23 protein-coding genes are annotated in these 22398 nt (G+C 70.3%); 12 read left to right on the top strand and 11 right to left on the bottom strand.

Features of this window, described 5'->3' with window-relative positions; translation table 11 throughout:
* Positions 1-1290 precede the first annotated feature (1290 nt).
* Positions 1291-1710 carry a hypothetical protein gene (locus ACZ6AA_RS19405; RefSeq protein WP_468457303.1) on the bottom strand — a complete coding sequence of 140 codons (420 nt, stop codon included), beginning with the start codon at positions 1708-1710 and terminating at the stop codon, positions 1291-1293.
* 119 nt (positions 1711-1829) lie between these two features.
* On the opposite strand from ACZ6AA_RS19405, the gene ACZ6AA_RS19400 reads away from it, so the two are divergent.
* The 5 genes from ACZ6AA_RS19400 (at position 1830) to ACZ6AA_RS19380 (ending at position 7986) form a co-directional block, all read left to right on the top strand.
* The gene (locus ACZ6AA_RS19400) at positions 1830-2606 is read left to right on the top strand and encodes a helix-turn-helix domain-containing protein (protein WP_468457305.1); all 777 of its coding nucleotides are present in this window, start codon (positions 1830-1832) and stop codon (positions 2604-2606) included.
* Positions 2603-2812, top strand: coding sequence for a DUF397 domain-containing protein (locus ACZ6AA_RS19395; RefSeq protein ID WP_468457307.1), 210 nt, complete (start codon positions 2603-2605; stop codon positions 2810-2812). Before ACZ6AA_RS19400 ends, ACZ6AA_RS19395 begins: the two co-directional genes overlap by 4 nt.
* A 47-nt stretch (positions 2813-2859) precedes the next feature.
* The gene (locus tag ACZ6AA_RS19390) at positions 2860-4146 is read left to right on the top strand and encodes a DUF418 domain-containing protein (protein ID WP_471459084.1); all 1287 of its coding nucleotides are present in this window, start codon (positions 2860-2862) and stop codon (positions 4144-4146) included.
* A gap of 112 nt (positions 4147-4258) precedes the next feature.
* Complete coding sequence (locus ACZ6AA_RS19385; protein ID WP_468481279.1) at positions 4259-5728, top strand: FG-GAP and VCBS repeat-containing protein; 1470 nt, start codon at positions 4259-4261, stop codon at positions 5726-5728.
* Between the two features lie 2 nt (positions 5729-5730).
* Positions 5731-7986: an FG-GAP repeat domain-containing protein gene (locus tag ACZ6AA_RS19380; protein ID WP_471459082.1), complete on the top strand. Its 2256-nt coding sequence runs from the start codon at positions 5731-5733 to the stop codon at positions 7984-7986.
* A gap of 66 nt (positions 7987-8052) precedes the next feature.
* Here ACZ6AA_RS19380 and ACZ6AA_RS19375 read toward each other — a convergent pair whose 3' ends face one another.
* The 4 genes from ACZ6AA_RS19375 to ACZ6AA_RS19360 form a co-directional block, all read right to left on the bottom strand.
* Positions 8053-8538, bottom strand: coding sequence for an iron chaperone (locus tag ACZ6AA_RS19375; RefSeq protein ID WP_468457314.1), 486 nt, complete (start codon positions 8536-8538; stop codon positions 8053-8055).
* 82 nt (positions 8539-8620) lie between these two features.
* Entirely contained in the window at positions 8621-9073 is a 453-nt protein-coding gene (locus tag ACZ6AA_RS19370) for a pyridoxamine 5'-phosphate oxidase family protein (protein WP_471459440.1), read from the bottom strand.
* A 66-nt stretch (positions 9074-9139) separates the two neighbouring features.
* Complete coding sequence (locus tag ACZ6AA_RS19365; RefSeq protein WP_468457316.1) at positions 9140-9553, bottom strand: VOC family protein; 414 nt, start codon at positions 9551-9553, stop codon at positions 9140-9142.
* Between the two features lie 68 nt (positions 9554-9621).
* Complete coding sequence (locus ACZ6AA_RS19360) at positions 9622-10083, bottom strand: carboxymuconolactone decarboxylase family protein (protein ID WP_471459079.1); 462 nt, start codon at positions 10081-10083, stop codon at positions 9622-9624.
* A gap of 74 nt (positions 10084-10157) precedes the next feature.
* Between ACZ6AA_RS19360 and ACZ6AA_RS19355 the strand changes: the two genes are divergently transcribed.
* The 3 genes from ACZ6AA_RS19355 (at position 10158) to ACZ6AA_RS19345 (ending at position 12401) form a co-directional block, all read left to right on the top strand.
* Positions 10158-10682 (top strand): MarR family winged helix-turn-helix transcriptional regulator, encoded by a 525-nt coding sequence (locus ACZ6AA_RS19355; protein ID WP_468481277.1) that lies wholly within the window; start codon positions 10158-10160, stop codon positions 10680-10682.
* A gap of 71 nt (positions 10683-10753) precedes the next feature.
* Positions 10754-11347 (top strand): Uma2 family endonuclease, encoded by a 594-nt coding sequence (locus ACZ6AA_RS19350; RefSeq protein WP_471459077.1) that lies wholly within the window; start codon positions 10754-10756, stop codon positions 11345-11347.
* 61 nt (positions 11348-11408) lie between these two features.
* The gene (locus ACZ6AA_RS19345; RefSeq protein WP_471459075.1) at positions 11409-12401 is read left to right on the top strand and encodes an aldo/keto reductase; all 993 of its coding nucleotides are present in this window, start codon (positions 11409-11411) and stop codon (positions 12399-12401) included.
* Positions 12402-12585: 184 nt separating this feature from the next.
* On the opposite strand, the gene thpR is transcribed toward ACZ6AA_RS19345, so the two are convergent.
* The gene (thpR, locus tag ACZ6AA_RS19340) at positions 12586-13176 is read right to left on the bottom strand and encodes an RNA 2',3'-cyclic phosphodiesterase (protein WP_468457323.1); all 591 of its coding nucleotides are present in this window, start codon (positions 13174-13176) and stop codon (positions 12586-12588) included.
* A 17-nt stretch (positions 13177-13193) separates the two neighbouring features.
* On the opposite strand from thpR, the gene ACZ6AA_RS19335 reads away from it, so the two are divergent.
* A complete protein-coding gene (locus ACZ6AA_RS19335) occupies positions 13194-13727 on the top strand; it encodes a GNAT family N-acetyltransferase (RefSeq protein ID WP_468457325.1) in 534 nt (177 codons plus the stop codon).
* Between the two features lie 97 nt (positions 13728-13824).
* Here the strand turns inward: ACZ6AA_RS19335 and ACZ6AA_RS19330 are convergent, their stop codons facing one another.
* Positions 13825-15174 (bottom strand): MFS transporter, encoded by a 1350-nt coding sequence (locus ACZ6AA_RS19330; protein ID WP_468457327.1) that lies wholly within the window; start codon positions 15172-15174, stop codon positions 13825-13827.
* Between the two features lie 25 nt (positions 15175-15199).
* The gene (locus ACZ6AA_RS19325; RefSeq protein WP_030361471.1) at positions 15200-15637 is read right to left on the bottom strand and encodes a MarR family winged helix-turn-helix transcriptional regulator; all 438 of its coding nucleotides are present in this window, start codon (positions 15635-15637) and stop codon (positions 15200-15202) included.
* 165 nt (positions 15638-15802) lie between these two features.
* On the opposite strand from ACZ6AA_RS19325, the gene ACZ6AA_RS19320 reads away from it, so the two are divergent.
* Entirely contained in the window at positions 15803-15979 is a 177-nt protein-coding gene (locus ACZ6AA_RS19320; protein ID WP_078619340.1) for a ribbon-helix-helix protein, CopG family, read from the top strand.
* A 72-nt stretch (positions 15980-16051) separates the two neighbouring features.
* Here the strand turns inward: ACZ6AA_RS19320 and ACZ6AA_RS19315 are convergent, their stop codons facing one another.
* Positions 16052-17497, bottom strand: coding sequence for an NCS2 family permease (locus ACZ6AA_RS19315; RefSeq protein WP_468457329.1), 1446 nt, complete (start codon positions 17495-17497; stop codon positions 16052-16054).
* A 204-nt stretch (positions 17498-17701) separates the two neighbouring features.
* Here ACZ6AA_RS19315 and ACZ6AA_RS19310 point away from each other — a divergent pair, with 204 nt between their 5' ends.
* The gene (locus tag ACZ6AA_RS19310) at positions 17702-17965 is read left to right on the top strand and encodes a DUF2530 domain-containing protein (protein WP_468457331.1); all 264 of its coding nucleotides are present in this window, start codon (positions 17702-17704) and stop codon (positions 17963-17965) included.
* Positions 17966-18098: 133 nt separating this feature from the next.
* Positions 18099-20501 carry a cation-translocating P-type ATPase gene (locus ACZ6AA_RS19305; RefSeq protein WP_468457333.1) on the top strand — a complete coding sequence of 801 codons (2403 nt, stop codon included), beginning with the start codon at positions 18099-18101 and terminating at the stop codon, positions 20499-20501.
* Between the two features lie 89 nt (positions 20502-20590).
* Here the strand turns inward: ACZ6AA_RS19305 and ACZ6AA_RS19300 are convergent, their stop codons facing one another.
* Entirely contained in the window at positions 20591-21370 is a 780-nt protein-coding gene (locus ACZ6AA_RS19300; RefSeq protein ID WP_468457335.1) for a calcium-binding protein, read from the bottom strand.
* Between the two features lie 164 nt (positions 21371-21534).
* A complete protein-coding gene (locus tag ACZ6AA_RS19295) occupies positions 21535-22314 on the bottom strand; it encodes a DUF5707 domain-containing protein (RefSeq protein WP_471459070.1) in 780 nt (259 codons plus the stop codon).
* Between the last annotated feature and the right edge of the window lie 84 nt (positions 22315-22398).

The raw sequence follows: 22398 nt of genomic DNA, 5'->3' as shown, positions 1-22398 counted from the left end.
CTTGCGTCAACTCCACTACAAAGGCCGCCCCGAAGCCGCGAACAATCTCGCCCTCCTGCTGGAGGAAACCGGCCGCCCTGAAGAAGCCCAAGTCCTCCGCCGCCAAACAGCCGACACACCCCCGGCCTGACCCCTCACCCGACGGCCCCGGCAGCCCCGACCACCCCAGCCGTCACCCCCGCCACCCGCTCCCTCCACGGCACCCCCCGCGCAACCCCCTCCCGCCCGGCAGCCGCCCCCTCAGCCGCACCCACCCGGCACCGCCCGCACTCCCGCTCCTCCCCCACCCGCCGAAACACGTGCTCATCCCCGGGCCCCTCGCACGTCACCAGCGCCCCAACCCCGGCCCCGACCGCAGCACCAACTCCCGCCCCGGACCCGGCCAAGGGCACCCCCTCCCCCACCGCCGGAAGCTTCCGCTCCAGCCGATGTCGTACGAACGCGGCAGCGGACCGCACGCCCTCCGCCGGTAACCCGGCCGTCAACGCGAACCGCAGCTCCGCCGCCGAGACGCCCCGGCGCAGCCACTCCGCCGCCACGTCCGCGAGCCCTCTGGCCTCCCGCACCCCGAGCAGCAACTCCCGGCTGGCATGCCGCAGCGACAGCAACACCCGTTCCGCTTCGGCGACTTCCGGCGCGGGCTCCGGTCCGGACTCAGGCTCGGGATCGGATTCGAGTTCGGATTCGGGTTCGGGTGGGAGGGCGGAAAGATCTTCCCCCACGTTCTTGTCCGGGTAAGAGCCACCGACCTCCCGACCCCTCGGCCCACCGACCGTCCGCCGCTGAGCACTCGGCGATACAGGCGGCACAGGCGGCACCGGCGGCACCGGGGGCTCGGGCCGCTCAGGGCAACCGCCCTCCCGAACCACCCCCGCCCCCTCACGCGTGAGAGTGACGTTCGCCAGCAACTGGTCCGTGATCCAACGCCCCCGCTCCCCCTGCCACCGCCACTCGTGCAAGTAGCCGCCGTCGGCCAGGAGTTGTTTGGCCCGCTGGTAGGCCCGACCCGTGATCCCCAGGCGAGCCGCATGCCCGCTCAGCGACTTGGCCGACGCGTCCGCGTCCGGGAGCCCCTGTACGTACAGGAGCAGAATCTTCGCGTCGCTGTTCAGACACGGATGCCGTACGACGTCGTGCGAAGCCTTCGTGTAGCGCCGCGCAGGCGCGATAGCATGCCGGAGCATCCCGGTGGACCTCTATTCCACTCGGTGGTGAAGGTCCTCGGACGGTGTTACAGCACCTCCGAGGACCGCTCTAAGCGGCCTTGCCGCACAGAGCGTGATTGCGCGGTCACCGTACCGTAGTCAAGACCCGCTCCACCATTTGTTGCAGCAACTCACCCTCCACGAACGGCGTTTCCCACGTCGGCAGCGAGCGCCAGTCCAGCGGGAAGGTGTTGCCGTCCAGGGCGGGTACGCCGACGAAGGCCACGCCCCGGCCGTCGCGGCCGAGCGCCCGGGCCCCACCGCGCCAGACATGCAGGGCGGCCGTGCCCGCGCGGAGGACGAAGTACATGTTCCGGGCGCCTGCCGCCTCGCGGATGATCGGGCCCGCCTTGAAGTCGGTGAACTGGATCAGTTCGTACGCGACTTGGTCGCCCAGCTCGCCGGGGATCCGGATCGCGTCGAAGAGGATGCCGGTGTGGCGCAGGGCGTGGCCGTGGGTCGGGATCCAGGGGTGGACGAGGGTGGGGGGATTTTCCAGGTTCATGGAGCAGATGTTTACGGGCGCTCACATACTGTGACCAGGGCCTGGTGGAGGCCGTGCGATGTTGTGCACCTGGGGAGGACGCTGTGCACTCCGGTGAACGAGGTTCGGGGAACCTCAAGATGTTCGGTGCGTTGCTGCGCTTCTTCCGCGAGCGGGCCGGGATGACCCAGGACGGCCTTGGCACGTACGTGAAGTACTCCAAGTCTCAAGTGGCCATGGTGGAGCGGGGAGAGCGGGCGCCGAAGGGGCAGCTCGCGGAGATCGCGGACGACATTCTGGGTGCACAAGGTGCACTGTTGGCCGCCAACAAGGCGCTGCGGGTCAGTCATCTTCCGTCATGGTTCGCCGAATACGCGGAGGAGGAAGCGAAGGCCGTCGCCCTGCACGTGTACCAGAACCACGTTGTCCCTGGGCAGCTACAGACTGAGGCCTACGCACGGGCGGTCTTCGACTGTCACTGCCCGCCGCTGGACGACGAGCAGATCGAGGCGCGTGTAGCGACCCGACTGGGACGCCAGGAACTCCTTCACCGCAAGCCCGCGCCCATCGTCAGCTTTGTCCTGGAAGAGATCACGCTCACTCGCCCCATCGGTGGTCCACAGACCCTCCGGGAGCAACTGCACCACCTGCTGGACATCTCCCGACTCCGCAATGTCGAGATTCAGGTGATGCCGCCCACGCGCGAGACTCACGCAGGACTGAACGGGCCCATGACGTTCCTGGAGACCGCCGAACACCGGCAACTCGCTTACGTCGAAGGGCAAAGTGGCGGATTCTTCGTGGACGACCAACCAGAACTAGGTCACCTGTTCGCACGCTATGGGATCCTGCGAGCCCAGGCTCTAAGTCCGGAAGACTCGGCGAAACTGATTGAGCGGGTGGCAGGAAAAGTATGAGCACCGGTCTGAACTGGTTGAAGAGTAGCTACAGCGGCGACCAGGGGGACTGCGTAGAAATGGCCCCCTGCCTCACCCCTGCCGGACAGGCAACCGCCGTCCACATACGCGACTCCAAGAACCCAACCGGTCCGATCCTCCACCTCCGCCCCGCCACCTGGACCGCCTTCCTCGCCTCACACTCACCTTTGGGTAGCCGCAGATAGCCGATCGGCTGACGCTCGGCCCGGGGCGGCAGCCATAGCGTCGAAGCATGACCTTCGACATCGCTGCCGACGAGGCGAACCGACCGGCGGCCCCCCGCCCGACAGGGGTCCGCGCAGCCGAGCGCGCCCTCGCACCAGACCTCGCCCGAGGGCTGATGCTGCTGTTCATCGCGATGTCGAACACGGCGTTCCACCTGTGGAATTCGGATTACGGGCCATCGGGCTGGCAGCCGGTGAACGGCGGCTGGCTGGACCACACGGTGCAGTTCGCGATGATCGTGGGCCTGGACCTCCGGATCTATCCGCTGTTCGCGTTCCTGTTCGGGTACGGAATGATGCAGCTGTATCTGCGCCAGACGGCGACCGGCACGTCAGGGCGGAAGGCGGCCGCGCTGCTGCGCAAGCGGAGCCTGTGGATGCTGGTCATAGGGCTGGCGCACGCGTGGCTGCTGATGGCGGGGGACATCGTCGGGTACTACGGGCTGCTGAGCCTGGGCCTCGGCTGGCTGTTCCTGCGGCGCGGGGACCGGGCGCTGAAGTGGTGGATCTGGATATCCGTGACGGTGACGGTCGCGGCGGCGGTGCAGCCGGTCGTGACGGCGGCGCTCCAGGGCGAGTTGGGCTCGCTGGGGGACGCGGGGGCGGACCCGGGGAGCGAGGCGTACGGGGCGGGCGAGGAGAGCTGGCTGACGGCGGCGGGCACGCGCATGATGACCAGCTTCTTCCTGGTGGGCGTCGCCGCACCCCTCGTGCTGGTGACCGGCGGTGGCTTCATCTTCCTGCTGGGCTTCTGGGCGGCACGGCGCCGCATCCTGGAGGAGCCGGGCAAGCACCTGAGGCTGCTGCGGGGCACGGCGATCGTCGGGATAGCGGTCGGCTGGCTGGGCGGACTGCCCGCGGCCCTGGCGCACGTCGGCGCGCTGAACGTACCGGCGGACGTGGAGAGCGAGTCGGGCGCGCTGATGGCGCTGCGGGACGTCACGGGCAGCGCGGCGGGCCTCGGGTACGTGGCGCTGGTGGCCCTGTTCGTCCACTGGTGGACGCGGCGGCAGGAGCGGCAGCGCGGGGACAAGTCGGCCAAGGCCGTCACGGCGATCTCGGCCGTGGGCAAGCGCTCCCTGTCCTGCTACCTCACGCACTCGCTCCTCTTCGCCCCGCTGCTCGCAGCCTGGGGCCTGGGCCTCGGCAAGCACCTGACCAGCGCGACCATGGTGCTCTTCGCGGTGGGTGTGTGGCTGGTGACGGTCGCGGGGGCGTACGCCCTGGAGATACGGGGGAAGCGCGGCCCCGCGGAGACACTCCTGCGGCGCCTGATGTACGGGAAACGGACGTGAGCGTTCCTGCCCGGCTGCGCTTATCATCTGGCTGGATTTGATCTTTTGGCGGCTATTCCGGGCATCCGGACCTCCGGTTCGCCCGGTCCGCCATGGGAAGTGGGGGGACCACATGCGCCGCAGAGCGCTCACCGCGGCCGCCGTATGCGCGGCCGCACTCGTCGGGACGACAGGGCTGGCACCCGCCGCCCTGGCCGCACCGACGGCGGACACATCAAGCAAGCAGGCGGGCACCGCAGCCACGCGGGGAGGCACGGCAGACGCCAAGGCCGACTTCAACGGCGACGGTTTCCCGGACCTCGCCATCGGCGCCCACACCGCCACCGTGGGCGACATCAAGCGCGCGGGCGTCGTCACCGTGGCGTACGGCTCGGCGACGGGCCTGAAGTACGAGACGGCGGGCATTCTCAGCCAGGCCACGCCGGGCGTCCCGGGCGAGCCGGTCGCGGACGGGAAGTGGCGCGAGGTCAGCGCCGCGGGGGACCTGGACGGCGACGGGTACGACGACCTGGTCGTGCACTACCTCCAGAAGAACATGGTGCTGTGGGGGAGCAAGGACGGCATCACGGGCGAGGGCACCGCCCTGCCGCCCGGCAACTACACCTCGGCCTCGCCGAAGCTGCTCGGCGGCGGCATGGGCGTGGGTGACGTCAACGGCGACGGCGTCGACGACTTCGTGAGCCGCGCCGCCGACGGCCACTCCTACGGCGTCACGGCCCTGCTCGGCCCGCTGAACCGCACCACGGGCAAGCCGGCCGGGGTGTGGCACCGCGCCGTGGACAAGGAGGACAAGCTCGTCATCGGCACGGTGTACGTGGGCGACCTCACGGGCGACGGCATCGACGACGTCGTGGCCAGCGGCGGCGTCGTCCTCGGCAGCGGCAAGCCGGGCGGGTTCGTGCTGAAGGGCTCCGCCGACGGCTGGGTCAAGGGCAGCGAGTTCGGCGGCCCGTACGTGCGGGAGGACTCCATGCCCTCCGCGTTCGGCGACCTGAACAAGGACGGCTACCAGGACCTCGTCACGGGCTACCCCAAGCAGAACAAGGTCTATGTGACGTACGGCGGCAAGGACGGCGTCAGCACCACCGTGAAGTCCCGCGCGTACACGCAGGCCAGCGCGGGCGTCCCCGGCGCCGAGGAGGCGGGCGACAAGTTCGGCTCGTCCCTCGCCATCGGCGACACCGACCGCGACGGCTACGCGGACCTGGTCGTCGGAGCCTCGTACGAGACCGGCTCCGACGCCGCCGCCACCGGCTCGGGCGCGATCACCGTGCTGCGCGGCAGCGCCGACGGGATTACCACGACCGGCGCCGCCTCGTTCACGCAGAACTCCCGCGGCATACCGAGCACTTCGGAGAAGGACGACCACTTCGGCGCCTCGGTTGCCGTGGTCGGCTCGGGCGCCGACGGCGCCACGGAGCTGTACGTCGGCGGCAACGGCGAGGACGGCTTCAAGGGCCGCGTCTGGAAGCTCGCCACCGGCGCCTCCGGTGTCACCGGCGAGGGCGCCACCAGCTTCCACCTCGGCACGGTCGGCGGCCCCGCGACCGGCGGCAACTTCGGCTACCGGATGGCAGGCTGACCATGACCAGCAGAAACGCCAGAAGCACCAGAGTCGGCGGATCCAACAGGCCCAGCAGGAGCGCCAGTTCGGCCCTCCTGGGCGGCGCGCTCGTCTCCGCCCTCGCCCTGGGCGCCGCCACACCGGGCGCCCAGGCGACCACGCCCACCGCACCCAGCGCGGCCACCAAGGCACCCACGCCCGCGAACGCCGTCCCGACCGGGCTCGGCCCCTGGGCCGCGCCCAAGGAACTGCCCGGTGTCACGGGCGTCGTCGACCTGAAGGCGACCTCGGGCGGTACGGTCGCCGGGCTGTTCACGCAGGACGGCAAGACCGTCCTGTCGGTGCGGCCCGCGGGCAGCACCACCTGGAGCCCCGCCACGCCCGCGCCGGGCGCCACGCTCCAGCGCACCGACGACGGCGCGCTCTCGCTGCTGTCGTGGACGGACGCGGGCGACAACGGCAGCCGCACCCTGAAGCTGTCCCGCCTCGCCCCCGACGGCAAGGACTTCGGGCCCGCCGAGGACGTCACCACCGGCACGCTCGCCCGCGACTGGGCGCACTCGCGCACGCAGTTGACCACCCTCGCCGCCAACGCCAAGGGCCACCAGGCCGTCGCGTGGATGGACGCCGACCACCGCCTGACGGTCGTCGACCGCAGCGGCCCGGACGGCGAGTGGTCCGCGCCCAAGACCCTCGACCGGCTCCCCGACCCGATCGTCCGCGACGACAACGTCTACAACTACGTCCTGTGGGACCTGCGCGTCGCCGTGGACCCCGCGGGCACCGTCGGCGTGATCTGGGGCGGCAACAGCCACTACACGGGCGACGGCGTCGACCCGGACCCGTCGGCGTACAAGTGGCACTACAAGTTCCTGGAGAAGCCCGCGGTCGGCGACTCCTCCTGGAGCGCGCCGCGCGACCTGCCGCAGCTCGGCGAGAAGCCGAAGCAGATCGCGCTCGCCGCCCACCCCGAGGGCGGCTTCCACCTGCTCGCGAACGGCGGCGCCTACGCCCGCAAGACGGCCGGAGCGGCCGAGTGGGGCGCGGCCGAGCAGACCGGCGTGGGCGCGCGGACGTACGCGCCCGCCGAACTGCTCACCACCCCGAACGGCGACGTCACGGCGGTCGGCCTCATCGGCAAGGACACCCCGGGCGTCGCCACCCGCCCCGCCGCCAAGGGCAGTTGGGGCGGTGCCCGCAAGCTCGCCTCGTACGTCGACCCCGAGTCACTGGGCGCGGCGGCCACGGCGAACGGCAGCGTCGTCGTCACGTACACCCAGAAGCGCTTCGAACTCAGTCGCACCGTCCGCAAGGACTTCGTCGCGCAGACCGTCAAGGGCGGCGACCTGTCCAAGCCGCGCACCCTCAGCGCGCAGACGAAGGACAGCGCGAGCACCGGCCTCGTCGCCGCCGACGACCAGGGCCGCCCGGTGGCGGTGTGGACGCAGCAGGCCGCCGACGGCAAGCGCGCCACGTACACGGCGACCACGGGCACCCGCGCGAAGCCGCAGTGGCACGACTACGCCGACGACTCCCGAGGGGACGTCGTGGGCCTGTCGCTCAGCGACTCCATGAAGCTGTACACGGGCGACGCCACGAACCCCACGGAGACGTTCTACGCCTCCCCCTGGGACGACAAGGCGCGCGTCGTGCCGTTCGGCGACGCCGACGGGGACCGCTGCAACGACCTGATCGTGCGCCTTCCCGACGGCGAGGCCCGCCTCTACACCCCGGTGTGCGGCGGCCTGCCCACCCCGGACTCGCCGTACCAGCGTCTGGCCCGGGACTGGAGCAAGTACGACACGCTCCTCGCGAGCGGCGACCAGACCGGCGACGGCCGCCCGGACCTGCTGGCCCGCGACAAGGCCACCGGGGACGTGTACGTGTACGCCCACGACGGGGCGGCGGGCTTCAAGCCCCGGGTGAAGGTCCGTTCCGCCTGGACCGGCTACACCCGCGTGATCGGCGCGGGCGACCTCAACGGCGACGGCATCGGCGACGTCCTCGCCCTCGACAAGTCCGGCGAGCTGTGGCGCTACGACGGCCTGCGCACCGGCAAGCTCAAGGACCGCGTCCGCGTCTTCAAGGACTGGGGCGCCTCGTACAAGGACGTCATAGGCGCCGGTGACGTCAACGGCGACGGCAAGCACGACCTGCTGGCGCGCGACACGAGCGGCCGCCTGTGGCTCAACGCGGGCAAGGGCGACGGGACGTTCGGCAACCGGGTCGCGTCCGGCGAGGCGCCGTACTGGAAGCAGTGGGCTTCCCTGGGCTAGCCCAGGGCGCCCCTCGGCGGCAGCCCCAGGGCTGCCCGGCGGTCGCCGCACCCCGCGGCGGCCGCCTCAGCCGACCGCCGTCTTGATGAGCTGCCCGATGCGGGCCTCGTCGGCGGCGGTCAGCTCCGTCAGGGCGAACACGGTCGGCCACATGGTGCCGTCGTCGAGCCCGGTCGCCTCGTCGCTGAAGCCCAGCGTGGCGTAGCGCGTCTTGAACTTCTGCGCGGCCTGGAAGAAACACAGGACCTTGCCGTTCCTGGCGTACGCGGGCATGCCGTACCAGAGCTTGGGCGTCAGCTCCGGCGCGTTCGCCTTCACGATCTCGTGGATCCGCTCGGCGAGCACCCGGTCCGCCTCCGGCATCTCAGCGATCTTCGCGAGCACGTCGACCTCCGGATCCGCCTTCGCCGAGCGCGAGCCGCGCCGCGAGGAGGCCTTCAACTCCTTCGCGCGTTCCTTCATGGCGGCCCGCTCCTCCTCGGTGAACCCCTCGTGCTTCTCACTCTGCTCGACGGCGGCGGCGCTCTTGGTGGTCTTCTTGGCGGTAGCCATGACAGTTCCTCTCAGAAGGACTTGGGGACGAAGGGCTGACGAGCGAAGGGCTTACGAGCGGCGGACTTGCGGACGTGCGACGTCAGGCGAGCCAGTGGCCGTCGCGCATGAGGTCGCGGCCCTGGATCTCGTTCGCCTCGCGCCAGGCCTGGATGCGCCGGGGCCGGATGCGGAAGTACTGGTAGGGCTCGTCGAGCTCGCGCGGGTCGAAGCCGGTCTTGGCGGCGAACGTGTCGCCCGTGCCGGGGGCGAGGTCGGCGAGGTCGACCGGTTCGGCGGTGCCCTGGACGGCGACCACGTCACGGGTCGGCCCGAGGCCGAGGCGCACCTGGCCGTCGGCGAGGAGGTTACGGCCGGTGACCGAGGCGCGCGGCGTGGAGACGAGGAAGGCGGTGCCGTCCCAGGAGTACGAGAGCGGGACGAGGTGGGCGCCCGCGGGGCCGGACGTGGCGACCCAGACGTCGATGTCGCCCTCCAGCCGTGCGCGGGTGTCCCGCAGCCTCTCCGCCAGCGGGCGCGGCCCGGCGGGCGTCAGATCGGCCTGTTCCTTCGCGGCGGTGCGGGCCTGGGCCCAGGCGGGACTGCACATGCGTCGGCCCCCTCAGCCCTGGAGTTCCTGGATGCGGATGAGGTTGCCCGCGGGGTCGCGGAAGGCGCAGTCGCGGACGCCGTAGGGCTGGTCGGTGGGCTCCTGGACGACCTCGGCGTCGGCGGCCTGGACCTTCGCGAAGGTGCCGTCGAGGTCGCGGGTGGCCAGCAGGATCCAGCCATACGTGCCCTTGGCCATCATCTCGGCGATCACGCGGCGCTCGTCCTCGGTGATCCCGGGGTCGGCGGCGGGCGGCGCGAGCAGGATGGACATGTCGGGCTGGCCGGCGGGGCCGACGGTGATCCAGCGCATGGTGCCCTCGCCGACGTCGGTGCGGACCTCGAAGCCGAGGGCGTCGCGGTAGAAGGCGACGGAGGCGTCCGGGTCGGTGTGCGGAAGGGCCGTGGTGTGAATGGTGATGTCCATGGCTGATATTTAACTGCGGCCCGGTGACCGGCGCTTCTCGATTCCTGACCGGTCACCGGGGCCGTGGCTCAGACGGCGCCCGTGAGCCGGTTCGCGAGGGTCGACATCGTGTACGTACCGATGCCCATGACGACCTCCAGGGCGTTGCGCTCCGTGTAGCCGTGCGCCAGGAACGCCTTCACGTCGGCGTCGTCCACGCCACCGGCACGCTCAAGGACGCGGAGCGTGAACTGCCGTACCGCTTCGAGGCGTTCATGCCCCTCGGGCAGCTCCCCGCCCTCCCGGAGCGCGACCACGAGCGCCGCGTCGGCGCCGAGCTTGCGCAGCTTGCCGGTGTGCAGCGTGACGCACACGTGGCAGTCGTTGCGCACGGCGATCGTCATGATGACGGTCTCGCGGGCCAGCGGGTCCAGCGTCGTGCTCTCGAACTTCGCGCTCAACTCCAGGAAACCGGTGAGCAGTTCGGGCGACTCGGCGAGCCGCCCGACGGCGTCCGGCAGCACGCCGAAGGCCCGTACGACGCCCTCCATGGCGGGACGGGAGGCTTCCGGTGCGGTCTCAAGGGTGTGTGCGGCGAACAATCCGGCCCCCTAAAATGGACAACATGGTTGACGACAAGAAGGTAAACCAGGTTGTCGAAAAAGGGAAGGGACCGACTCAGGGGTCGGCGCGCCCCGGCTACGAGCTGCCCCTCCTCCTCTTCGCCGGATTCCGCACCCTCATCGACCGTCTGCACGCCGACCTCGCCCGCCAGGGCCACCCCGACCTGCGCCCCGCGCACGGCTTCGCGATGCAGGCCGTCGGCGCGGGCGGGGCGAGCGCCAGCGAGATCGGGCGGCGCCTCGGCGTCACCAAGCAGGCGGCGGGCAAGACCGTGGACCGCCTGGTCGCCCTCGGGTACGCCGAGCGCGCCGACGACCCGGCCGACGCCCGCCGCAAACTGGTCCGCCTCACCCCGCACGGCCTGGACGCCCTCGCCCGCTCGGCGGCGGTCTTCGACGAGCTGCGCGCGGAGTGGGCCCACACGGTCGGCGCCCACCGCCTCGCGGCCCTGGAGGACGACCTGCGCGCGGTCGTCCCTCCGGAGGCGTTCCGCCTGGACGCGGCGGGGTGGCTGGGCGGGGCGTGACGTCGCCTCCGTGCGTATCGTTGTACTGCGCGGCTGCGGGTATTCGACCGGCGGCGGGGAAGAGCGCCACGATGACCGTCGCTGAGACCGGCAGGTTCGAAATGGCCGACGATGGCGCCGCCGAGTGGGGCTTGGACGAATGGTTCGAGCTGATCGAGCGGGCGATCCCCGAGGGAATCAAGGCGGAAGTCGTCGAGGGGGCCGTCTCCATGGTGCCGCAGCGCAACGTGCGCTGGCAGATCATCCGAAGGATCCTCTACGCACTGGATGACAGGTTCAGCCGGGACGTGATGGCGATGACGGACGTACGCATCGACTTCCCCGGGTACCAGAACGGCTTCTGCCCGGACATGGCCAAGCTCCGCGACGGAGCAGAGCCGGACAAGGAAGGGCGCTGGCGCTACGAGGACGTGGAGTTCGCCGCCGAGGTCATCTCCCGAGGCACAGGAATGAACGACTACGGCCCGAAGAAGGCCACCTATGCCGAAGCCGGTGTCGCCGTCTACTTCATCGCCGACCCCTACCAGGGCCGCTGTCACGTCTACACCAACCCCAAGGACGGCGAGTACCTCACCGAGTCCAGGGCCTCCTTCGGCGACGAGATCGACCTGACCGGCACCGTCGTCGACCTCGTCCTCAAGACCTCCGACTTCCCCCGCGACTGACCGCCCCCCTCCCCCACACCCCCTTGCCTAGAGCGCACTCCACCCCGTTGCCTTGACTCCCATGAAGTACACGCAGCTGGGACGCACCGGACTCAAGGTAAGCCGCCTCACTCTCGGCACGATGAACTTCGGGCCGCAGACCGGGGAGGCGGAGAGCCACGCCATCATGGACGCCGCGCTCGCCGCGGGCATCAACTTCTTCGACACCGCCAACACCTACGGCTGGCACGAGAACAAGGGCCGCACCGAGGAGATCATCGGCACCTGGTTCGCGCAGGGCGGTGACCGCCGCGACAAGGTCGTGCTCGCCACGAAGGTGTACGGGAACATGACGCCGGACGGCGTCGCCCCCTGGCCGAACCACGACAAGCTCTCGGCGGTCAACATCCGCCGCTCCGTGGAGGCCTCCCTCAAGCGGCTGCAGACCGACTACATCGACATCTACCAGTTCCACCACATCGACCGGAACACCCCGTTCGAGGAGATCTGGCAGGCCGTCGACGTCCTCGTCCAGCAGGGCAAGATCCTGTACGCGGGCTCCAGCAACTTCCCCGGCTACAAGATCGCCCAGGCGAACGAGCTGGCCGCCCGCCGCGGCAGCTACGGCCTGGTCACCGAGCAGTGCCTCTACAACCTCGCGGAGCGCCGCGCCGAGATGGAGGTCCTGCCCGCCGCCCGGGACTACGGCCTCGGCGTCATCCCCTGGTCCCCGCTGCACGGCGGGCTGCTCGGCGGCGTCCTGAAGAAGGAGGTCGAGGGCGGCCGCCGCGCCTCGGGCCGGGCCGCGTCCGCGCTCACCGACCCGGCAACGCGCGCGCAGGTCCAGGCGTACGAGGACCTGCTCGACAAGCACAGCCTGCACCCCGGCGAGGTCGCCCTGGCCTGGCTGCTCACCCGCCCCGGCGTCACCGGCCCGATCGTCGGCCCGCGCACGGCGGACCAGCTCGACTCGGCCGTGCGGGCCGTCGAGCTGAAGCTGAGCAAGGACGTGCTCCTGTCGCTCGACGAGATCTTCCCCGGCCCGGGTCCGTCCCCGGAGGCCTTCGCCTGGTGAGAGGGCCGTCACCCCGGTGAGGGGCTCTCACTCCGGTGACGGCGACGGCGAGGGGACACACGCACGCGCCTGCGGCGGCCTCGGCTATTGGCCGAGCGCCGCCGCGAGCGCCACGACGACGAACATCAGCACGAGCACACCGGCCATGATCCGGTTCCTGGTCTTGGGGTTCACGCCATCGAGGTTAACCGGCCGCGTCCGCGCCCTTCGCGGCGCCTCCCAGCGGCCACCGCCCCACCGCCTCGTACCGGGGCCGCTCCCCCGGCACTCCGCTCGTGGGCAGATTGCTGCGTACGAGCACCAGCTCGGGCACGGTCCAGGGCGTGCCGGCGAAGTCGCCCAGCGCTTCGACGTACGGCGTGAAGTCCGCGTCGCCGCGCGAGCGGGCCAGCGTCAGGTGCGGGCGGTAGGGCCGGTGCTCGGTCATCGTGACGCCCGCCTTCCGCGCGGCCGCCTCCGCCCGTCCCGCCAGGATCCGCAGCTCGGCGACCGCGCCGCCCGCCCCGGCCCACAGCGCCCTGCCGCCGAAGTGACCACCGCCGCGCAGCGACAGCGCGAACGGCGCCGTGCGCCGCGCCGCGCGCTCCATGCGCTCGCACACCCCCGGCACCACCTCGTCGGGCACCTCGGCCAGGAACGCCAGCGTGAAGTGCCAGTTCTCCCGGCTCGACCACCGCACCCCGTCCGGGCCCGGCAGCTGCCTCAACCCCGCCACCACACCGGCCAGTTCGTCCGCCACCGGCTCCGGAGGCAGCACCGCCGCGAAAAGTCTCATGCGACTAGCCTGCCTCCATGGACGATTTGGATCACTCCGATTCCGTACGCATCCGCGCCGCCGGACCCGCCGACGTCCCCGCCTTCCTCGGCATCCTCGACGGCGCCGTCGCCTGGCTGGTGTCCCGGGGCCACACGAAGCAGTGGGGCACCGAGCCGCTGTCGCGGAACCCGAAGGTCGTCGAGGCGATCGAGAAGTACGTGGCCACGGGCTCGCCGTGGATCGCCGAGGTCGGAGGGGAGCCCGCGGGGATGCTGATGCTCACCGACGGCCCCGGCTCCTACATTCCCCCGGTCGCCGAGCCCGAGCAGTACGTCCACTACCTGGCCACCGACCACCGCTTCGGCGGCCTGGGCGTGGGCCGCGCCCTCCTGGCCCACGCCGCGGCCGAGACCCGGAGGAAGGGCATCTCCCTGCTCCGGGTCGACTGCTACGCGGGCAACGAGGGCCGCCTCGTCGCGTACTACGAGAGCAACGGCTTCGTGAGGACGGAGTCCTTCACGGAGAAGGACGGCACGTGGCCGGGCCAGATCCTGGAGATGCGCCTGTGAGCACCCAGGTGGCACCCCCGAAGGGGCGCGGGGAACTGCGCGACCAGCCCCCACCGGGCAGCAGCCCGACGAGAACGCGCAGTCCCCCCACCATCCGCTATGCCGCAGGCGCCAACTCCCGCTCCCGGGCGACAAACTCCACGTGGGTGCGGCCCCGCCGCAGGTCCACCTTCAACCGGAGGTTGGCCGCGCGCGCCAGCATCAGACCGACGCCGAGCGCGGCGACAGCCACGATCAGCCCACCCAGAGCGAAGCTCACGCGCACGCCATACGCATCGGTGAGCCACCCGAACAACGGCCCCCCGAAGGGCGTACCGCCCACGAACACCATCATGAACAGACTCATCACCCGCCCCCGCATCTCGGGGTCGGTGGCCATCTGCACCGATGAGTTGGCGGTGACGTTGACGGTGAGCCCGATGGCGCCGACCGGCACGAGCAGCGCGGCGAAGGCGTAGGCACTGGGCACCGCGGCGACGGCGATCAGCGCGACGCCGAACAGACCGGCCGCGCCCGCGAGCATCCGAAGGCGCGAGGACCGCCGCCGAGCGGCGAGCAGCGCCCCGATCAGCGACCCCGCCCCCATCAGCGTGGTGAACAGGGCGTACATCCCGGAGCCGCCGTGGAAGACGTCGTCGGCGTACGCGCTGAGCCAGATCGGGAAGTTGAAGCCGAACGTGCCGATGAAGCCGATGAGCACGATCGGCCAGATCAGCTCCGGGTGCCGGGAGACATAGTTGAGGCCCTCGCGGAGCTGCCCCTTGCGGCCGCGTGGCGCGAGCGGGCTGCGGGTCAGCTCGGCGGTGCGGATGAGGAGGAGTCCGGTCAGCGGCGCGAGGAAGGACAGGCCGTTGGCGAGGAACGCCCAGCCGGGGCCGACGGCGGCCGTGACGAGGCCCGCGACGGCCGGGCCGATGAGGCGCGCGGACTGGAAGTTCGCGGAGTTCAGCGAGACGGCGTTGCGGAGCTGGTCGGGGCCGACCAGCTCGGACACGAAGGACTGCCGGGTCGGGTTGTCGACGACGGTCACCAGGCCGGTGAAGAACGCGGTGACGTACACATGCCAGACCTGGACGTGTCCGGAGAGCGTCATCGCGGCCAGGAAGAGGCCGCCCACACCCATGGCGCCCTGGGTGAAGAAGAGCAGGTTCCGCTTGGCGAACCGGTCGGCGATGACTCCGCCGTACAGGCCGAAGAGCAGCATCGGCAGGAACTGCATCGCGGTCGTCACGCCGACGGCGGCGGACGACCCCGTGAGGCTGAGCACCAGCCAGTCCTGGGTGATGCGGGCCATCCAGGTGCCGGTGTTGGAGACGGCGGCTCCCGCAGCGAACAGCCGGTAGTTCCGGATGTGCAGGGAGCTGAACATGGACGTCTTGTGGGGGCGGACAGGTTTGTCGAGGGCGGTTGGTGCGGGGGCGGAGTCTGCTCCGGATCCCGTACTCAAAAGGGTTCGCCTCCTTGGCGTCGGATCAGAGGTGGGCCAGCTTCTCCAGGACCGGCGCGGCGGCGCGCAGCGCCTCCCACTCGTCCTCGTCGAGGTCGGCGGCGAGGTTCGCGAGCCACGCGTTCCGCTTGCGGCGGCTCTCCTCGAGCATGGCTTCGGCCTGCTCCGTCTGGGTCACCACCTTCTGGCGGCGGTCCTCAGGGTGCGGTTCGAGCCTGACCAGGCCCTTGGCTTCGAGGAGCGCGACGATGCGGGTCATCGACGGCGGCTGCACATGCTCCTTGCGGGCGAGTTCACCCGGTGTGGCGCTGCCACAGCGGGCGAGGGTGCCGAGCACCGACATCTCGGTGGGGCTCAGCGACTCGTCGACCCGCTGGTGCTTGAGTCGACGGGAGAGGCGCATCACGGCGGAGCGCAGCGAGTTCACGGCGGCAGCGTTGTCGCCATGGGAGAGGTCCGGCATGTTCTTTAGCGTAACTCATTACCCTAACTAAAGACCACTCGGTTACCGCCGAGGGAAGCCCGGGTTGCCCGTGATCTGGCACACAGAACCCTTTCGTCACCCAAATGAGTGAGCTGGATTCGGAAAGCCGGGCGTCCCCCACGAGGGGGCGGCAACGCTGTCCTCATGGCATCGACAGTGCTCAGCCTGCGGATAGACGGCGATCTGCTCGACCGGATCCGGCAGCACGCCGCGAAAAGAGGAATGAGCGTCCAGGACTATGTGGCCCGGACGCTCATCCGTGATGACTTCGACGAGCGGTTCAAGTCGTCCGTCGAGGCGACGGAGAAGTTCTACGCCTAGGGGGCGCCCAGGGGCACCGCCGGGGCCCCCGCCCCCCGGCCCGCACCCGCGGACCCGCGCCCCTTCGGGGTGCTACGTGAGACCGAGCGCCGGCATCAGGTAGTAGAAGGCGAACACGGCGGACACCACGTACATCGCGACCGGCACCTCACGGCCCCGTCCGGCCGCGAGCCGCAGCACGGTGAAGGCGATGAAGCCCATGCCGATGCCGTTCGTGATCGAGTACGTGAACGGCATCATCAGCATCGTCACGAACGCCGGGATCGCGATGGTGTAGTCGCTCCAGTCGATCGCGCCGATCGAGCCGGACAGGATCAGGAAGCCGACCGCGAGCAGCGCGGGCGTGGCCGCCTGCGAGGGCACCATCGTGGCGAGCGGCGTGAGGAACAGCGCCACGGCGAAGAGACCGCCGGTGACGACGTTGGCGAGGCCGGTCCGCGCGCCCTCGCCGACGCCCGCCGTGGACTCCACGAAGCAGGTGGTGGCCGACGCGGAGGAGGCGCCGCCCGCGGCGACCGCGATGCCGTCGACGAAGAGCACCTTGTTGATGCCGGGCATGTTGCCCTTGTCGTCGGTCAGGTGGGCCTCGTCGCCGATGCCCATGATCGTGCCCATCGCGTCGAAGAAGCACGACAGGAGCACGGTGAAGACGAACAGCACGCCCGTGAGCACGCCGACCTTGTCGAAGCCGCCGAACAGGCTGATCTCGCCGACCAGGCCGAAGTCGGGCGTGGAGACCGGGTTGCCGGGCCACTCGGGCGTGGTCAGACCCCAGGACGGCACGTCCGCGACCGCGTGGATGATCATGGCCAGAACCGTCATGACGACGATCGAAAGCAGGATCGCGCCCGGCACCTTGCGCACCAGCAGCGCCAGGGTGAGCAGCACGCCGAGGACGAAGACGAGGACCGGCCAGCCGTTGAGGTGACCGTCGCCGCCGAGCTGGAGCGGGACGGTGGTGTGCGCGGCGTCGGGGATGCGCGAGACGAAGCCCGCGTCGACGAGGCCGATCAGCATGATGAACAGGCCGATGCCGATCGCGATGCCCTTGCGCAGGCCCAGCGGCACGGCGCTCATCACGCGCTCCCGCAGGCCGGTGGCCACGAGCAGCATCACCACGAAGCCCGCGAGGACGACCATGCCCATGGCGTCCGGCCAGGACATCCGGGGCGCCAGTTGCAGGGCGACCACGGTGTTCACGCCGAGTCCGGCGGCGAGGGCGATCGGCACGTTGCCGATGACGCCCATGAGCAGCGTGGTGAACGCGGCCGTGAGGACGGTGGCGGTGACCAGCTGCTTGTTGTCGAGCTGGTGGCCGTACATGTCCTTGGCGCTGCCGAGGATGATCGGGTTCAGCACGATGATGTAGGCCATCGCGAAGAAGGTGGCGAAGCCGCCCCGTACTTCCCTGGCCAGGGTCGAGCCCCGCTCCGTGATCTTGAAGAAGCCGTCGAGCCCGCCCTGCGGGGAATTCGGGGGCTGCTTGGCGTCGACCGGAGCGCTGGCCGAGGGGGACATGCGGGACCTCATGACCTCTGTGGAACGGAATGGGCCGGGCTTGTGCGAAATTGTTTCTTCGTACGAAAGCAACTGGCCATTAAGAAGCCGTTTCAGTATGAATACATGAACGAGAAATGGCCATCTCCGCGCGTAGAGCCTTGTGGCACAAGGGGTGCGAGCGCCCGCGGAGGGCCGGAACCGGCCCCTACTAAGCTGGGGGTCATGGCGAAGTGGACACCCAAGCACGAGGCGCCGGAGCCCCTGGAGGGCCCGATCGTCGCCACCATCACCGGCGGCACGATCCTCTGGTTCGCCCTCTTCGTCGTGCAGCTGCCGTTCTACGGCTGGTTCGACGACCGCGACATCACCTGGTGGGTGTGGACCTGCCTCGCCGGCGGCGGCCTCGGCCTGATCGGCATCTGGTACGTCCGCTCGCGCGACGCGGCGATCAAGCGGGCGCGGGCCGAGGCCGCGGACAACGCCTGAACGGAGGGTTCCGGCCCGGTGTAGTACGTCGGCAGTACGGCATACGACCTGAGGGCAAACCCCGTCCTACCGAGGTCGGATCTTTCCGGTACTCAAGGGGTGAACCCCCCACTCCCCCCGTACCGTCGTCTGCATGACGCATATCGACGCGGGCGCCGAGCTGGACCCGGTCCACCCGGTGGCGCCGCCGACGGCACGGGCCACCGGCCTCACGGCGGCCGAGGTCGCCGAGCGGGTCGCCCGCGGCGAGATCAACGACGTACCCGTCCGCAGCAGCCGCTCCACCACCGAGATCGTCCGCGCCAACGTCTTCACCCGCTTCAACGCCATCATCGGCGTGCTCTGGGTGATCATGCTGTTCGTGGCGCCGATCCAGGACAGCCTCTTCGGCTTCGTGATCGTCGCCAACACCGGCATCGGCATCATCCAGGAACTGCGCGCCAAGAAGACCCTCGACGGGCTCGCCGTCATCGGCGAGGCCAAGCCCACGGTCCGGCGCGACGGCGTGGCCGCGGAGATCTCCACCTCCGAGATCGTCCTCGGCGACCTGGTGGAGCTGGGCCCCGGCGACAAGATCGTGGTCGACGGCGAGACGGTCGAGGCCGACGGCCTCGAAGTCGACGAGTCGCTGCTCACCGGCGAGGCCGACCCGGTCCTGAAGAAGCCCGGCGACAAGATGATGTCGGGCTCGTTCGTGGTCGCGGGAGGCGGCGCGTTCACCGCCACGAAGGTGGGCCGCGAGGCGTACGCGGCGCAGCTCGCCGAAGAGGCGAGCCGCTTCACGCTCGTCCACTCCGAACTGCGCTCGGGCATCTCCACGATCCTCAAGTACGTGACGTGGCTGATGATCCCGACCTCGATCGGCCTGATCATCTCCCAGCTGGTCGTCAAGGACGACAACTTCAAGGAGTCCATCGCCTACACGGTCGGCGGCATCGTCCCGATGATCCCCGAGGGCCTGGTCCTGCTGACCTCCGTGGCCTTCGCGATCGGCGTGATCCGCCTCGGCCGCAAGCAGTGCCTGGTGCAGGAACTCCCCGCCATCGAGGGCCTCGCGCGCGTCGACACCGTCTGCCTCGACAAGACGGGCACGCTCACCGAGGGCGGCATGGACGTCACCGAGCTGCGCCCCCTGAACGGCTCCGACGAGAGTCACGTACGCAAGGTCCTCGGCGCCCTCGGCGAGTCCGACCCGCGCCCCAACGCGTCCCTCCAGGCCATCATCGACGCCTACCCCGACAGCGACGAGTGGCGCTGCACGGAGTCACTGCCGTTCTCCTCCGCCCGCAAGTACAGCGGCGCCAGCTTCAGCGAGGGCGACGGCGAGAACTCCACCTGGCTGCTCGGCGCCCCCGACGTGCTGCTCCCCACCGGCGACCCGGCCCTCGACGAGATCGAGGAGCTCAACCACCAGGGCCTGCGCGTGCTGCTCCTGGCCCGCGCCGCGGGCGACCTGGACGCCCCGGACATCGCGGCCGGGGCCCGCCCCACCGCCCTCGTCGTCCTCGAACAGCGGCTGCGCCCCGACGCCGCGGACACCCTGCGGTACTTCGAGGAGCAGAACGTCCAGGCGAAGGTCATCTCCGGCGACAACGCGGTCTCCGTCAGCGCCGTCGCGGGCAAGCTCGGCCTGCCCGGCGCCGAGAACACCGTCGACGCCCGGCAGCTCCCCACCGACCAGGACGAGATGGCGGAGGCCCTGGACGCCAACTCCGTCTTCGGGCGCGTCACCCCGCAGCAGAAGCGGGACATGGTCGGCGCGCTGCAGTCCAAGGGCCACACGGTCGCGATGACCGGCGACGGCGTGAACGACGTCCTCGCCCTGAAGGACGCGGACATCGGCGTCTCCATGGGCTCGGGCTCCGAGGCGACCCGCGCGGTCGCCCAGATCGTCCTCCTGAACAACAGCTTCGCGACGCTGCCGTCGGTGGTCGCGGAGGGCCGCCGCGTCATCGGCAACATCACGCGCGTGGCGACCCTCTTCCTCGTCAAGACGGTCTACTCCGTAGTGATCGCCCTGCTGGTGGTCTGCTCCCAGGTGGAGTACCTCTTCCTGCCCCGCCACCTGACCCTGCTCTCCACCCTCACCATCGGCGTCCCGGCGTTCTTCCTCGCCCTGGCCCCCAACAAGGAGCGCGCGAAACCGCACTTCGTCCGCCGGGTCATGCGCTACGCCCTGCCGGGCGGCATCATCGCGGCGGTCGCCACCTTCGCCACGTACCTCCTGGCCCGCCACCACTACACCGGCGAGGGCGCCCGCGAGGCCGAGACCAGCGCGGCCACGCTGGCCCTGTTCCTGGTGTCGTTGTGGGTCCTCGCGATCATCGCCCGCCCCTACACCTGGTGGCGCATCGCCCTGGTCGCCGCCATGGGCTTCGCCTTCCTGCTCGTCCTCGTCATCCCCTGGCTCCAGGACTTCTTCGCCCTGAAGCTGGTCGGCACGACGATGCCGTGGGCGGCGGTCGCTATCGCGGCGGTCGCGGCGGCGGCGATCGAATTCGCCTTCCGCTGGGTCGACCGCCGCTTCGCGGCGTAGTCGGGCCCCTGGGCCTTGGGCGGTTCTTCCCCGCGGGCCGGTGGGGGCTTGTCGCGCAGTTCCCCGCGCCCCTTTTGGGGGCGCGGGGCTCAGCGTACGTCGACGGAGTCCCCGGTCGACGTGACGGCCGGGGTCGTCGACGTACCCGCGAAGACATAGCGGAAGGTGCCGTCGGCCGACGCCTTCACCGTCGTCTTCAGGTTGCCCTTCGTGTCGGACGCGACCGTCTTGACGGTCGTGTAGGACGCGGCGCCCTTCTTCTTGAACTGCAGCTTCACCGGCTGCTGGGTGTAGCCCGCGTACTTGTTGGTGTCCCAGTTGGCGCGGGTCAGAGCACCGGCCACCGTGATGGTCCTGCCCTTCTTCACCGGCTCCGGGGACGCGTCGACCGTCAGCTTCGCGGCGCGCTGGAGGCGGACCTTCGTCGGATACGAGTCGACGACCTTCATGTCGTCGTCCTCGGCGCGCGCGTAGGCGAAGACCTTCCAGTCGTCGGCCAGAGAGTTCTTCTTGAGGTTCTTCTTCGGGTCGGCGATGACGGTGCCCGTGCACGTGGAGGTCTTCGCGTTCACCTCGACGCACGAAAGACCCGAACCCTCGTCGAGGAACAGCTCGCCGTCCTTGTTGGCGAAGTTCGGGCCGTGCCACAGCGCGGCGGCCGCCACCTCGATCCCGGACGGGTCGGTCGCGGTGACCGAGACCTTGAACTTCTTGGCGGAGGTGCCGACCACGACGTCCTTGCCGCCGTTCACCACGACCTTGGTGATCTCGACGTCGCCGTCGGCCTCGTCCGCGTGTGCGGCCGGAACGGCGAGGACGGAGAGGGCCAGAGCGCCGGTCAGCGCGCTCACAGTGGCACGTATGCGCATGCGATTCCCCAACTGGAAAGCGGGACCCCACGTGCATGGATCGTCACGCGGGGCCCGGTGATCGAGGAGCCTGTTGGCTCGCAGGATCAGACATGCGACAGGCATCACTGGTTGTACGCAACCGCTTCACCGGGTGCGCACAACTCGCGATGGGTCAGGCGTCGTCAGCGGACGTCGATGGCGTCGCCCGCGGAGGTCACGGCCGGGGTCGTGGACGTACCCGCGAAGACGTAACGGAACGTGCCGTCCACCGACGCCTTCACCGTGGTCTTCAGGTTGCCCTTGCTGTCCGACTTCACCGTCTTGACCGTGGAGTAGGCGCTCGCGCCCTTCTTCTTGAACTGAAGCTGCACCGACTGCTTCGTGTAGCCCGCGTACTTGTTGGTGTCCCAGTTCGCGCGGGTCAGGGCACCGGCCACCGTGATGGTCCTGCCCTTCTTCACCGGCTCCGGGGACGCGTTGACCGTGAGCTTCGCGGCGCGCTTGACGCCGACGGTCTTGTACGTCTCGTTGATGGCGTGGTCCTCGGCGCTGCCCTTGGCCAGCAGGCCGGCCATCACCTTCCACTGGCCCGCGTTGTTGTTCGCGAGCTTGCTCGGGGAGGCGACGAGGGTGAGCTTGCACGTGCCGGTGGTCGCGTCGACCTGGGTGCACTTGGCGTCGTTCCCCGGGGCCAGGACGCCCGTCAGGTGCCCGGGCTCGAACTTCGAGCCGCGCCACAGGATGGCCATGCCGTCCTTGATCCCCTTCGGGTCGGTGCCCGTGACGGTGACCGTGATCTTCTTGCTGGACGTGCCGACCACGATGTCCTTGTCGCCGTTCACGACGACCTTCGTGATCTTGGTGTCGCCCTGGACCGAGTCGGCGGCCTGCGCGGCCGGGACGGCGAGGGCGGACAGGGCGAGGGCGCCGGAGACGGCGATGACGGTGGCACGGGTACGCATGATGTTCCTCAGGTGGTGCGGGCCCCGCGGCGCGCCGGGGTGGCGGCGCCGCGGGGCGGGGGTGAACTGGGGGCCTGCCGGAGG

Source organism: Streptomyces sp. NPDC040610 (assembly GCF_055594065.1).
The sequence above is the reverse complement of the archived record's forward strand: the minus strand, read 5'-3'. Positions and strand labels throughout refer to the sequence as shown.